The following is a 13,696-nucleotide window of genomic DNA, read 5'->3' on the forward strand; positions in this document are numbered from 1 at the left end:
AATCGCCTGAAGATCCCGCTGGGATCATCAGGCCAGCACGGGGTTCATAAGGTCCCGGGGGTCAGGGGCTCTTTCGTAGCAGCGCCATGGATGGCGCGGAGCAAGGCCGGCCCAGGGACGGGCCGTGAATTGCGGCGAAGAAAGAGCCCCTGACCCCCGGGGCCCTCCACCATACGTATCAGACAAGCCCAGTTAGCGTATCGCCTCAATCATCCACTGAGTTAACGAAGGTTGATAATGGTCTGAGTCACCGCATCCGAAGTCTCAATGGTCTTGGCATTGGCCTGGTAGTTACGCTGGGCAATAATCAGGTTCACCAGTTCCTGCGACAGGTCCACGTTGGACTCCTCCACCGAACTTGCGGAAATCGAACCCAGAGTACCCGTACTCGGCGCGCCGAAAATCGGCTGGCCAGACTCGAAGGTTTCCACCCAGTTGGTATCTCCGACCGGCGACAGGCCGTCAGCATTGGCAAAGGTCGCCAGTGAAACCTGCCCCAGGTTCTGGGACTGACCATTGGAATAACGGGCAAAGATAACCCCTTCTCCGGATACATCCAGGCCTGACAGGCGGCCAGTGGTATAACCGTTCTGCCGCTGATCAACGACACCAAACGAAGAGCCGTACTGCGTAGTCTCGTTCATGTTAATGGCAAAGTTCGAGGACACGGGGGGATCGGCAATCGGCAGCTGGCCGCCGTTGGCGATGGGCAGCGGACCGTCCGAACCATTGGGCTGGCCTGACTGATCTTTCGGTGTCCAGTTGGAGATCAGCACCTGCCCGTCAGGATCACCATCCACCGATGCGATACTGCCGTCGCTGTTGAACTCCAGTTCATAGCGGGCCCGGGTCGGCTCCCCGGTTGTGAAAGGGGGGTCCCCGACGTCTTCACCATCAATCTGGATATACATTGCCCAGACACTTTCACCACCGGTAACCGGCTCCTTCACAAAGTACTGGGTCATGGTATGAGGATTACCCAGACTATCGTAGATGGTCGAAGACGTAGCATGGTTGTAGGTGCGCTGGTCTTCCGGATTGAACGTATTGGTTCGGGTCACAGAAGGATCTGCCGTAGCCAGGAGTCCGTCCGTGCCATTGGCGGAACTGACCGTTACGGTCCTGTCCAGGACCAGCTCGTTAACTTGCCCACGAACGCTTTCATCAAGGATCGCGGCACCGGAGCCATCCAGCTCAAGGTTGCCATCATCATCCACCCGCGAGATATCCAGGTCATTACCACGACTGTCAATCAGCCTCAGCTGCCCACCCTGGTTGGTCGCATTGATGGTATTCAGTGGAGAAGCATTGATTGCGTCCTGTAGCCAGCTCAGCGCTTCCCCCGCGTCGGCCACGTCCGGTGCGCCGGGAATGCTGAAGTCAGTGCCCTGGATGCGGAAATTGGTATCCGGCTGAATCAGGGCCGGGTCAATATCATAAGTCGTGCGCGCTGACGCCGTTACCCCGGGAAGCTCATTGAGCTGTTCAGCGATCTCCCGTGCTTGCTGGTCACCGTTAAACGTAAGTTCGCTGGTGCGATTATCGTCGTAGGTAAAGGTCAGGGTATCTTCTTCAGCCGGGTTGGTAGCGTCCGAAGGGTCAAGCGCATTCACTTCATAGGACTGCCGGATCACTTCCAGCACAGACTCACGGGAATCCAGGTTCACCTCGGAATCAAACCGGGTGGTCCGCCTTGGCGCCAGGTTGTCTGTATCTATCTGCAGGTCCCCGCGAACACCACTGAGATTACCATCGCCGTCGGCCTGGTAACCCTGCACTTTCATGGACTGGCTGTTCACCACAAAGCCATCCTTGTCGATGCTGAACTGGCCCGCGCGGGAGTACTGTACCTGGCCGTTGTTGCTCAGCACGAAGAAGCCATCGCCATCAATCGCCATATCCAGGCCATTCTGGGTGCCGCTAATCGAACCCTGGGCGAAGCTCTGTTTGATGTCCTGAACCTTCACGCCGCTGCCCACCGACATCTTGCCGGAACTCAGGAAGCCGCTGGAGTAAAGGTCGCCGAACTGGGCCTTGCTGCCCTTGAAACCGACTGTGCTGGCGTTGGCAATGTTGTTGCCGGTAACGTCCAGGTCAACCTGTGAGGCACGAAGCCCGCTGAGTCCGATATTAAATGCCATGGTTCAACCTCACTCAGTTGACTTGTTGTACGTCCGACAGGGGAATCGACCCCATGCCGGCAAGGTTAAGCGTAATGCTGCCGCCCTGGCCCAGTGACACACTGTCCACGTTTGCGCTCATCAGGGTCAGCAGCTGTTCTGTGCCCTGGGGGTAACTGCCCTGGGCGGTGACGTAGTAGCGACCGGGCGGCAAGGGATTGCCGTTGCCGTCTTCACCATCCCAGGTGAAGGCCTGTTGGCCGGCAGAGGCCTGGCCCAGGTCAAGCTGGCGTACCATCTCGCCGGCGGAATTTTCGATATTGATTCTCAGGCCACCGGTGCTGGATGGCACGCTCACCACACCTTTCATCTCACCGTCCTGTCCCAGGGTGCCGAAGTTGGCTGGCGCCAGCACACTCTTGCCTACCATGGCTGACGCCTGCAGGGCCTGGGAGGAACGGAATTCGCCGACAACGTCACCAACCGTTGAACTCAGGTTCTGCATTTCCTCCAGCGAACTGAACTGGGCCAGGTCGGCAATGAATTCGCCGTTGCCCTTGGGCTCCAGCGGGTTCTGGTTCTTGAGCTGGGCAATCATCAGTTCCATGAACTCGTTCTTGCCCAACTCCTCACTACCGGCACCCTTGCTCTCCTGCCTGGTACGGTATTCCGCAAGCACGTCGGCCGTTGAGGTGGTGTTATTTACAATGCTCATTGGTCATTTCCCCGAACAAGAATCACTGGCCTGTTACTGCTGCCCAAGGGTGAGCACGCGCTGCATCATGGTCTTGGCGGCGTTCATCACATCCACGTTCATCTGGAAGCTGCGGGACGACGACATCATGTCAGCCATTTCCTCCACCACGTTCACGTTGGGGTAGAAAACGTACCCCTCCTCATTGGCAGCGGGGTGATGCGGCTCGTAACGCATTTGCAGCTCTTCCTGGCTTTCAACGATGCCTTCAACGGTAACGCCGGTGCCCTGCTCCTGGCCAAAACGGAAGTGGCCGCTTGACTGGTCCGGGTTGAGCAGCTGTTGCTGGATAGCGGCAAACACCGGCTTACGGGCGCGATAGGTTTGATCGACGCTGGAACTGGCCGTCTCGGCGTTGGCAATGTTCGATGCGGTCGTGTTCAACCGCAGTTGCTGAGCGGTCATGCCGGAGCCGGCGATATCAAAGATGTTTCCCAGGGACATGCGATTTCTCCTCTGTTTCCGGTGGCCGGCTTATTCGCCTTTGATGGCCTTGCTCAGGCCGGAAAACTTGCTGCTCAAAAACTCGAAACTGGCCTGGAAGTCCATGGCGTTGCGCATGAACCGGGTCTGTTCCTGCTGGGCGTCTACGGTGTTACCGTCAAGGGAGGGTTGGTGCGGCGTGCGATAGAGCAGCTCGGGGCTGCCACCGGAACCGGAAACGTCCATGTGGGAGGGATGGGTACGGGCCATTCCCTCTCCCTGTGACGCCTCGGTTGCCTGCTTCAGCATGGACTGAAAGTCCACATCACGGGCCTTGTAGCCCGGGGTGTCGGCGTTGGCCAGGTTATTCGCCAGCACCTGGGCCCGCTGACTGCGAGCTGCCAGTGCGTGCTCATGGATACCCAGGGCCTTGTCGAAGGTGATTGCCATAATGCCTCCAGTAACTGCACCACCCTGCCGCTTGTTGCCGGTCAGGGGTCTTTGCAGAGTAAGAAGCAATGACAGTGCCAGAGTTATTGGAAATCTATTTTATTATTTTATTTCATTGACTTAAGGGTATGCGGCCAATACGGAGAGGCAATGCAGGAGATCGATGGTAGCAGGAGCGGCAACCCCTTTCCCTTGCCGCAGACAGGCGGGCCCCTGCAAGCTATTGGGGCCAGCGGGACGTAAATTCACTGATTTCCGGCCGGGGCACCGGCGGCTTTTCCGAGTCAACAGTACCCACATAAATGAAGCCCACGATGGACTCCCTGTGCCCAAGGCCCAGCCCTTTACACACCTGGTCGTTATCCGACACTTCACCCGAACGCCACATGGCACCGTAACCTTCGGCCTGCAGTGCCAGCACCAGGTAGGCGGCGCTGGCCGCGCAGGCGTACTCCTGCTCATACTCAGGTACCTTGGGGTGTGATACCGGGGAGGCAATGGCCACCAGGACCATGGGCGCACGCAGCGGCGCCTTGCGCAGTTTTTGCCGTTGGGCGTCGCTGGCACCTGCCGGGGCGCTGGCCTCGAAAAGTTCGCCCAGGCGCTCCAGGCCCTCCCCTTCAATAACCAGGTAGCGCCAGGGTCGCAGCAGGGCGTGGTCCGGCGCCCTGGCAGCACAGGCCAGCGCCAGGTCCAGCACGTCCTGCGGCGGCGCCGGTGCTTTCAGGCGGGGTTCAGAACTACGATTGAGCAGAGCCTCGGTTATGCTGTGCATGGTCAGCTGTTATCTCCCGCTGTGTGAAACCGCACCGGATTGTCCGCCCTCGCCGTTACTGGTAATCTCATCGGCTGGATTCAGGACACTTCCGCTGGAACCGTAACCGTCACCAGCGAAAATAACAAGACTGCCGCGCCACCCCGGCCGGCACCGGAATCCACGATCACGATCCGTCTTCCACAGGGACGAAGCATGTCAGGGTATGTAAGCACGCCGGATACCAGCCGCAAGTCCGCGCGGATTCTACGCCGGAAGACGCGCCTCAGGCGATCCCGCCACTACCGGATTTCAACGGCCGGGTGCTCGGTGCCGCGGCCTTCTGCGGCATCATCGTTGCCGGCGTTGTGGATGGCATTTTTCCCGAGTCCCTGCTTTGGTTACTGGCCGCCGGTGTCTTCTGGCCCCATACGATCCTGTTCCTCAGCCGCAAGCTGGGTGCCGACCGCCAGCCCCGCATCCGTCAGTATCTGTTACTGGTAGAATGCATCTCCGGTGGCCTGGTTATCGGCCTCACCGGCCTGACCCCAGTGCCCTCGCTGGCCATGGCGCTGATGCTGATGTTCAGCTGCCTGATTGTTGGCGGCCTTTACCTGTGGTTTTACGGCACCCTGTTGCTGGTTGCGGCCGCCGGCCTGGTGGTGGGCCTGCTGGGCGTCACCGAGGACTTCACCACGCCCCTGCTCACCAGCCTGGTCTCACTTGCGGGTACCGGGCTCTATATCTGCGTAACAGCCTTCTACACCCACCAGCAGGCCCGCATCCTGCTGGCCGCCAAGACCCAGATCCAGAAGCAGCGGGAGCAGTCCATTGCCCTGTCGGACAAGCTCTCGAAGTACCTGTCACCCCAGGTCTGGCAGTCCATCTTTACCGGTGAACGGGACGTGCGGCTGGAAACCCGCCGCAAGAAACTGAGCGTCTTCTTCTCTGACATAAAGGGCTTTACCGACCTGTCCGAGGAAATGGAACCGGAGGCCCTCACCGAACTGCTCAATAACTACTTCAACGAAATGTCGGAAGTCGCCCTGCGATATGGCGGCACCATCGACAAGTTCGTTGGTGACTCCATCATGATCTTCTTTGGCGACCCTTCATCCCGGGGCCAGAAGGAAGACGCCCTGGCCTGCGTATCCATGGCTGTCGACATGCGCAACCACATGAAAATCATGCGTCAGCGCTGGCGCAGCCAGGGTATCCGTACCCCGCTGGAAATCCGTATGGGCATCAGCTCCGGGTTTGTCACCGTGGGCAACTTCGGTGCCGAAAACCGCATGGACTACACCATCATCGGCAAGGAAGTAAACCTGGCGAGCCGGTTGGAGCAACTGGCGGAACCAGGGCAGATCCTGGTTTCCTACGAAACCTTCTCGCTGATCAAGGAGCGGATCATGTGCCGGGACAAGGGGGAAATTACCGTGAAGGGCTTCGGTCGCCCGGTGGCCATCTATGAGGTCATCGACTTCCGCCGCGATCTTGGCCCCAACCGCAGCTTCCTGGAGCATGAACACGCAGGCTTTGCCATGTACCTGGATTCCGGCAAGATTGCGGACAACGACCGCAAGGCCATACTGCAAGCCCTTGAGGAGGCCGCTGAACGGCTGCGGGTTGAAGAGGAGTCCGAGCAGACCTGAACTGCCCGACTTGCCAGAACACCCCCTCAGTTTACTGCCGCACCAGCCTCATTCGCGGTGCCTCACCCGGATCGGTACTGCGCCAGGGGTTGATGTCCAGCCCGCCACGGCGGGTATACCTGGCGCTCACCACAAGGTGCTCTGGCTGACACCGCTGCATCAGGTCGGTAAAGACGGTTTCCACACAGTGCTCATGGAAATCCTGCTTCTGGCGAAAACCCACCACATATTGCAGCAACGCTGAGCGGTCAATAGCGGGGCCGGTGTACTCCACCAGCAGAGACCCCCAGTCGGGCTGACCGGTCACCGGGCAGTTGCTCTTCAGCAAATGGGAGCAAAGACTCTCGGTTACCGTTTCGCCGCTCGCCTTCAATACCTCGGGGCAATAGTCATAGCCCACGCTACTGACAGGCTCGTCATCAATCAGGATCGCCCCCGGGGGACGCCCTTCTGCTGTCATGCCCCGGTCAACGCTATAGAGGCTCACCGCCACCTGGGCACCACAGGCACTGGAGAGGTCTCGCTCGATGGTCTCCCTCACCTGGTCATGGCTGGAGAAAACCTCCTGGTTCAGGGAGTTCAGGTAGAGCTTCAGGGACTTGGATTCGATCAGCGACGGCGACGCGGCCGGCACGCGGAACTCACCCCACGCCACCACCGGTACACCACCAGGGCGCAGCCAGGACAGCTCCCATGCCTGCCACAGGTCATCGCCGAACCAGGGCCACCGGCCGTCCTCCAACCCGATACGGCGACGGTTATCATCCCGCGGCACCGGGAACAGCAACTCCGGTGCATAGCGATCAGGGTACTCACTGGACTTGCCCAGGGGGGCATGGTCAAGGGCCATGACAACTCCTCAGTGACGTATGCCCTTGCCCCGTTGCAGCATGCGCAGGGACACCACGGACAGAATGACGATAAACACCAGGATCATTCCCAGTGCCACATAGGGATTCACATCCGATACACCCAGAATGCCGTAGCGGAAGGCATTCACCATGTACAGGATCGGATTGATCATCGACACGCCCTGCCAGAACTCCGGCAGCAGCTCGATGGAATAGAATACGCCACCAAGGTAGGTCAGCGGCGTGAGCACGAAGGTTGGTACGATGGAAATGTCATCGAACTTGGTCGCCAGCATGGCGTTGATAAAGCCCCCCAGCGCAAACAGTGCCGAGGTAAGAAACACGGTCAGCACCATCATCGGCAGGTTATGGATCTGCAACCGGGTAAACGCCAGCGACAACAGGGTAACAATCAGGCCGATACCCAGTCCCCGGGCCATGCCACCGACCACATAGCCGGCGAGGATCGTCCAGTTCGGTGTCGGTGACACCAGCAGTTCCTCAATGCTGCGCTGGAACTTCATGCTAAAGAAAGATGACACGACATTGGCGTAGGTGCTTGTAATAACAGACATCATGATCAGGCCAGGCACGATGAACGACATATAGTCGAAACCGCCCATGGTCCCGATTCGGGAGCCGATCAGATTGCCGAAAATGATGAAGTACAACGTCATGGTTACTGCCGGCGGCAACAGGGTCTGCGGCCAGATCCGGGTAAACCGGCGGATTTCCCGGACAACAATGGTCAGGAATGCGGTCAGGATTGCACTGGCTGTCACTGGGTCACCTCCCCCTGACGGGCGTTGTCTTCCACCATACGCAGGAACAGCTCCTCAAGCCGGTTGGACTTGGTCCTCATACTCAGTACCCGGATGCCCTGTTGATCAAGCTGGGCAAACACGCCGTTGAGCCCCTGACTCTTTTCCACGTCAACCTCGACAGCCCCCTCGCCATCAAGGCGGGTCTCGAAGCCCTCAAGCACCGGGGCAGTGGCCAGGGACTGGTCGGTGTCGAGGATAAAGGTTTCCACGTGCAACTGGGTCAGCAACTCTTTCTTGCTGGTGTGTCGCAGAATCTCGCCATGATCAATAATGGCGATGTTGCGGCACAGGGCTTCCGCCTCTTCCAGGTAATGGGTGGTCAGGATAATCGTGGTGCCGTTGCGGTTCATTTCTTCCAGGAAGGCCCACATCGACCGGCGCAACTCGATATCCACGCCGGCAGTCGGTTCGTCCAGGATCAACAACCTTGGCTCATGGACCAGCGCCCGTGCGATCATCAGCCGGCGCTTCATACCCCCGGAGAGCATCCGGGCAGGCGTGTCCTTCTTGTCCCACAGGCCAAGCTTTCTGAGATAACGCTCTGCAGACGCCCGCGCCTTGCGCAGTGGAATTCCGTAATACCCGGCCTGGGTAGTAACGATGTCAAACACCTTCTCGAACTGGTTGAAGTTGAACTCCTGGGGCACGACACCCAGGTTCAGCTTCGCACCCGCCAGGTCAGTGTCGATGTCGTGGCCGAACACCCTTACCTTGCCGGACGACTTGTTCACCAGCGAACACACGATCCCCAGGGTGGTGGACTTGCCCGCCCCGTTAGGCCCCAGCAGGGCAAAGAAATCTCCTTCACGGACACGCAGGTCGATGCCTTTCAGGGCTTCAAACCCGCTGCCGTAACGTTTCTTCAAACCTTCGATTTCAAGGGCCCAGGTGGCTGGCGCTTCCTGGTTGGCTTGGACTGTCATCAAAAATACCGGCGGGGAGGTGAGTTTAAGAAAGCGCTATATCTTGAGCCAAACCGGGGAAAATTCAAGGGTAGCCCGCTAACAACTGCCGCCAGTGGGTAAGGGGTTCCAGGAACAGGCCCGGCCGGAAGGGCCGGGCGGGAGGTCAGGCGCCTACCAGTCGACGCAGGTTCCAGCGGCTCTCGACGCCGGTAATATCGTACCTGGCCGGGTCGAGGCCGTCGGTACCGTTGGGCAGGCAACCTTCCACCCTCAGGCTCTGCTCCACGGGGCGTCCCTCGTTGCAGGTGGCAAGGTTAACCATCTTTGCCGCTTTCAGGGGTTGCTGGCCAACATCGGTCATGACCATGACCTTGGGCATCAGCCTGCGTTTGGGTGAATGCGACACCACAACCCCACGCTGGCCATTGGTCAGCTGGACCAGGGTCCCGATGGGATAGATGCCGATGGACTGGATAAACTGTTCCACCAGGTCTTCCTGGAACTCCACATTGCGCAATTCAAACAGCTGGCTTACCGCCTGGGCAGGAGACAGTGGCTGATAGCCTTCACGGGGTGCAATCAGGGTCTCGTAATAATCCACCAGACCAGCGATCTTGGCCAGTAGCGGGATGCGGTCACCCCGAACCCCCGCCGGAAAGCCCGAGCCATTGTGGCGTTCCCGGTGACCTCGCACCACCGCGACCACTGCGCGGGATAGACCCGCTTCTTCCAGTCGCCGTGCGCCAAGTTCGACGTAGGTCCGGTACTGCTGGTACTGGTCAGCATCCAGCTGATGCTCGTTGAACAGTAACGCCCGGGGCAACTCAGCCTTGCCGATATGGGCCAGCAGGCATCCGGTGGCCAGGGTGGTCAGCAACGGCTCATCCAGGCCCAGGTGGCGACCCAGCACCAGCGCCCATACCGCGGCCTTGAGGGAGTGGCGATAGCTATGGTCGTCCTGCTCGCGTACCCGGGCCAGCCAAAGCAGGGCATCCGGGTTACGCAGCACACTGGCGGTCATCTGGCGGGCAACCTTCGAGACCGGGCGCAGATCAGGCACCATATCATTACCAAGGCTGCCCGCTACCTTCCGGATTGCGTCCTCCGCTGACCGGAGCAGGTTACGGCTGGCGCGCAACTCGCGCTGTAGCGAACGTGTGGGCTGGTGGCGAACCGGGTTTTCAGCTGAATAGGCGGCAGTTCGAGGATATCCTGCTGTCGCACCTTGCGACTGGTGCGGCGGGCAAAGCTGGGCGCGCCGGCCTGGTCATATTCCAGGCTGTCCCGACCCTCGGCCACATCCACCATGACCCAGCGACAGTGGGAAATCAGCGCACGGATATCGTCCTGCGAGCGAATGTAGAAACCCTGGATCGGAAAGGGCGTCAGGTGCCATGGGCGGTCAAGGTCCGAGACAAACATCCCGACCTCAAGGTCCTGCGCGTTAACCTTTTTCTGGGTTACACCCACCTTCCACCTCTGACCTGCCTGTTTCTCGACAACATCCATTGTCGCCACCTCCCTGTCGCCAGTCCATTACAACCGGATGGAAAACCGTTACCAGACAACTACGTTTGGTTACTTTTATTGTCCTTCTGCAATATAGCGTAATACCGTGACAAGGATCACAACCCGGCTACGGAAGAGAGAGGTGTCCGATTAAAGGTGGCGTTCGGCGGATCAGTGGTCAGCGAACTGCAACCCGAACCCGTCTACCGTCAGCCGCACCACCACCATGCGCAGTTCCGGGGCCGGCACGGGCAATCCCTGAACCTGCACCGTCACCACATCCCCCAATTCGGGCCTGAAGTCGTCTTCCTCTACTACCACGAATACACCGCCATCAGAGATATCGCGGGTGGCGAAGTGACGCGTGCCAAGGGTGTCATGGACAACACTCACCCTGGCATTGAGTGCGGTACGGATATGTTCACGTCGATCCGGCTGTGTCATGGCTCTCTGGCGCCTGCCTGAAGTTTGTTGAATATGCATCACACTTAACCAGAAAAATTGACTTAAAACATAGCACTGATTCGTAACAATAATTTTCAGTGTTAAAAGAATGTGAACCTGTTGACAGCGCCGCAACAACAAATGAGAATGGTTTTTGTTTTTCACCAGATTAGCAACGGGATTCAACATATGAAGATGAAACTTGCCGCGGCCGTTGCCGCCTGCGCCGTTACCCTCGCTCCCCTGCCTGCTGCCGCCAGCGGCGAAGTCAACATCTACTCCTACCGCCAGGAATTTCTGCTCAAGCCCCTGCTGGACGCGTTCACAAAGGACACCGGCATCGAGACCAACGTGGTTTTCGCCAAGAACGGCCTGGCGGAACGCCTTGAGCGTGAGGGTCGTAACAGCCCTGCAGACGTAGTGATGACCGTCGATATCTCGCGCATCTCCGAACTGGTAGATCGTGACCTGACCGCCGCCGTGGATAACGAAACCCTGGAAGCGAACATCCCGGAGAACCTGCGCCACCCCGAGGGCAAGTGGTTCGCCCTGACCACCCGTGGCCGCATGATTTTCACCTCCCTTGACCGGGTTGAGGAAGGCGAGATCACCACTTACGAGGAACTGGCAGACCCGAAATGGGAAGGTCGCATCTGTACCCGCAGTGGCAAGCATCCGTATAACATCGCGCTGATCTCCTCGATGATCGCCCATCACGGCGCTGAACAAGCCGAAGAGTGGCTGGAAGGCGTCAAGAACAACCTGGCCCGTAAACCCCAGGGTGGCGACCGTGACCAGATCCGTGCCGTTGCAGAAGGCGTCTGTGACGTCGCCATCGGTAACAGCTACTACTACGGCGTCATGCTGCAGGATGAAGAGCAGCGTCCCATTGCGGAGCAGGTACGCATCGTATTCCCCAATGCCGAAGGCCGGGGCACCCACATCAATATCAGCGGTATTGCCCTGACCCAAAGTGCGCCTAACCGCGACAACGCCATCAAACTGATGGAATACCTGTCCAGCGACGAGGCCCAGCAGATCTACGCCGAAGCCAACAACGAGTTCCCGGCCAACCCCGACGTATCGCCCACTGGCATCGTCGCGGAATGGGGTGAGCTTAATGCTGACACCCTGTCACTGCAGACCATCGCCGAAAACGCCAACGAGGCGGTACGGATGGTTGACCGGGTTGACTACGACAATCTCTGATCCCGGTCAATAAAACCCTGTGCCAGCGGGTTCCATGACCCGCTGGCATTGTTTGTTCGGGGTGCTGTTGGTTACACTTCTGCCCTTTTCCACCGAACAGGATCAGCATGAACCAGGCCGACGTCTTCGAGGAACCGGTAACCCCATCACCGCTGACACCTGGCCGTACCTCCAAGCGCTGGCTGACGTCTGCCGCCCTCATTACCGCGATCGTTGCCCTCCCGGTCTTTTCCGTGGCGTGGCTGGCACTGTTCCCTGACGAGAATATCTGGCCCCACCTGCTGGAGACCACGCTGCCGCGGTACGTGTGGACTACCCTGCTGCTGATGGTGGGCGTTTCGGCCATCACCCTCAGTATCGGTCTGGCGACCGCATGGGCCGTCACCATGTGCAATTTTCCTGGCCGCAGGATGTTCGAATGGGCGCTGCTGCTGCCCTTTGCGGTGCCGGCCTACGTGATTGCCTATGTGTACACCGACATCCTCCAGTACGCCGGGCCTGTCCAGGGCGCTCTGAGAGACTGGTTCGGCTGGACCAATGCCCGGGACTACTGGTTTCCGGACATTCGCAGCCTGTGGGGCGCCACCCTGATGCTGGGGCTGGTACTCTACCCCTATGTCTACCTGCTCGCCGGGCGGCGTTCCTGGAGCAGTCGCCTTCCCTGTTTTCCGTCAGCCGCAGCCTGGGCCACTCGGCCCTGAGCACGTTTTTCCGGGTGGTTTTGCCGATTGCACGCCCTGCGGTGGCCGTTGGCCTCTCACTGGTGCTGATGGAAACCCTCAATGACTTCGGCACGGTGGACTTCTTCGCGGTGCAGACCCTCACTGCTGGCCTGTTCGACACCTGGATGAACCTGGGCAACCTCGGCGCGCCGCCCAGATCGCCATGATCATGCTGACGTTCGTGGTCATCCTGGTGACCCTGGAGCGCTACTCACGCCGCAGGCAGCAGCAATACGCCGGCCGCGACAATCGCGCGCCCATCCAGCGCTTTTCCATGAGCCGGCCCCGTCAGTGGATCTGTGTTGCGGTTTGCGCTGCCCCCATCATCCTCGGCTTTATTGTTCCGGCAGTGGTTCTGGGTCGCTACGCGGTGATCTACTTTGACCAGAGCTGGACCGGTGACTTCCTGGAAAACACCTTCAACAGCCTGTTCCTGTCCGGGGCCGCTGCCTTCACCACGCTGACGATTGGTCTGATCCTCGCGTACAGCCGCCGGCTGCATGACACCAAGCCCATGCAGGTGATGATGCGGCTGTCGAGTCTCGGTTATGCGATGCCCGGGGCGGTCCTGGCGGTGGGGGTCATTGTTCCCATGGCGGCATTTGATAACCAGCTGGACTCCTGGATGCGGGACTGGTTCGGCATCAGTACCGGGCTGCTGTTCAGCGGCACGGCCTTTGCCCTGGTGTTCGCCTATACGGTTCGCTTCCTGGCCGTATCCGCCGGCAGCCTGGAGAGCGGCCTGCAGAAGATTACCCCCAGCATGGACATGGCCGCCCGGTCCCTCGGTCGCAGCACCACGGCGACACTGCTACAGGTACACCTGCCCATGCTGCGTGGCACCATGCTGACGGCAGCCCTGGTGGTGTTCGTGGATTGCATGAAAGAACTTCCGGCCACACTGATCCTGCGGCCTTTTAACTTCGACACCCTGGCCACCCACGTGTACCAGTACGCCTCGGACGAATTGCTGGGCATCAGCGCCCTGCCCGCCCTGATCATCGTACTGGCCGGCATCGTGCCCATCATCCTGATGAGCCGTTCAATCGGATCTGCCCGGGCCTACAGCCAGCAATAAA

The 13,696-nt window shown here is 59.4% G+C and carries 13 protein-coding genes and 1 pseudogene; 3 read left to right on the forward strand and 11 right to left on the reverse strand.

The window, feature by feature from the left end; all coding sequences use genetic code 11:
- Positions 1–221: 221 nt before the first annotated feature.
- From LJ360_RS11190 to LJ360_RS11210, 5 genes are all read right to left on the reverse strand, one after another.
- Entirely contained in the window at positions 222–2,141 is a 1,920-nt protein-coding gene (locus tag LJ360_RS11190) for a flagellar hook protein FlgE (protein ID WP_264994001.1), read from the reverse strand.
- Between the two features lie 13 nt (positions 2,142–2,154).
- Positions 2,155–2,835 (reverse strand): flagellar hook assembly protein FlgD, encoded by a 681-nt coding sequence (locus LJ360_RS11195; RefSeq protein ID WP_091848291.1) that lies wholly within the window; start codon positions 2,833–2,835, stop codon positions 2,155–2,157.
- A 33-nt stretch (positions 2,836–2,868) separates the two neighbouring features.
- Entirely contained in the window at positions 2,869–3,318 is a 450-nt protein-coding gene (flgC, locus tag LJ360_RS11200) for a flagellar basal body rod protein FlgC (RefSeq protein WP_091848292.1), read from the reverse strand.
- Positions 3,319–3,348: 30 nt separating this feature from the next.
- Positions 3,349–3,747: a flagellar basal body rod protein FlgB gene (flgB, locus tag LJ360_RS11205; protein WP_091848293.1), complete on the reverse strand. Its 399-nt coding sequence runs from the start codon at positions 3,745–3,747 to the stop codon at positions 3,349–3,351.
- Positions 3,748–3,967: 220 nt separating this feature from the next.
- Positions 3,968–4,522, reverse strand: coding sequence for a nitroreductase (locus tag LJ360_RS11210; RefSeq protein WP_264994002.1), 555 nt, complete (start codon positions 4,520–4,522; stop codon positions 3,968–3,970).
- A 272-nt stretch (positions 4,523–4,794) separates the two neighbouring features.
- Between LJ360_RS11210 and LJ360_RS11215 the strand changes: the two genes are divergently transcribed.
- Positions 4,795–6,153: an adenylate/guanylate cyclase domain-containing protein gene (locus LJ360_RS11215; RefSeq protein ID WP_413774424.1), complete on the forward strand. Its 1,359-nt coding sequence runs from the start codon at positions 4,795–4,797 to the stop codon at positions 6,151–6,153.
- Positions 6,154–6,184: 31 nt separating this feature from the next.
- On the opposite strand, the gene queF is transcribed toward LJ360_RS11215, so the two are convergent.
- The 6 genes from queF to LJ360_RS11245 all read right to left on the reverse strand — a co-directional run bounded on the left by queF (position 6,185) and on the right by LJ360_RS11245 (position 10,686).
- Entirely contained in the window at positions 6,185–7,003 is an 819-nt protein-coding gene (gene queF / locus LJ360_RS11220; protein ID WP_091848296.1) for an NADPH-dependent 7-cyano-7-deazaguanine reductase QueF, read from the reverse strand.
- A 9-nt stretch (positions 7,004–7,012) separates the two neighbouring features.
- Entirely contained in the window at positions 7,013–7,786 is a 774-nt protein-coding gene (locus tag LJ360_RS11225; protein WP_264994003.1) for an ABC transporter permease, read from the reverse strand.
- The gene (locus LJ360_RS11230; RefSeq protein ID WP_264994004.1) at positions 7,783–8,751 is read right to left on the reverse strand and encodes an ABC transporter ATP-binding protein; all 969 of its coding nucleotides are present in this window, start codon (positions 8,749–8,751) and stop codon (positions 7,783–7,785) included. Before LJ360_RS11230 ends, LJ360_RS11225 begins: the two co-directional genes overlap by 4 nt.
- 145 nt (positions 8,752–8,896) lie before the next feature.
- The gene (locus LJ360_RS11235; protein ID WP_264994005.1) at positions 8,897–9,796 is read right to left on the reverse strand and encodes an HD-GYP domain-containing protein; all 900 of its coding nucleotides are present in this window, start codon (positions 9,794–9,796) and stop codon (positions 8,897–8,899) included.
- A 20-nt stretch (positions 9,797–9,816) separates the two neighbouring features.
- Complete coding sequence (locus LJ360_RS11240; RefSeq protein ID WP_264994006.1) at positions 9,817–10,242, reverse strand: DUF3391 domain-containing protein; 426 nt, start codon at positions 10,240–10,242, stop codon at positions 9,817–9,819.
- Between the two features lie 171 nt (positions 10,243–10,413).
- Entirely contained in the window at positions 10,414–10,686 is a 273-nt protein-coding gene (locus tag LJ360_RS11245) for a PilZ domain-containing protein (protein ID WP_091848299.1), read from the reverse strand.
- 189 nt (positions 10,687–10,875) lie between these two features.
- On the opposite strand from LJ360_RS11245, the gene LJ360_RS11250 reads away from it, so the two are divergent.
- On the forward strand, positions 10,876–11,895 hold the full coding sequence (locus tag LJ360_RS11250) for a Fe(3+) ABC transporter substrate-binding protein (RefSeq protein WP_091848300.1): 1,020 nt from the start codon (positions 10,876–10,878) through the stop codon (positions 11,893–11,895).
- 107 nt (positions 11,896–12,002) lie between these two features.
- A pseudogene (locus LJ360_RS11255) lies at positions 12,003–13,695 on the forward strand (ABC transporter permease).
- Position 13,696: the final 1 nt, after the last annotated feature.

The sequence above is a fragment of the Marinobacter sp. AN1 genome (genome assembly GCF_026013985.1).
GTDB classification, from domain to species: Bacteria; Pseudomonadota; Gammaproteobacteria; order Pseudomonadales; family Oleiphilaceae; genus Marinobacter; species Marinobacter segnicrescens.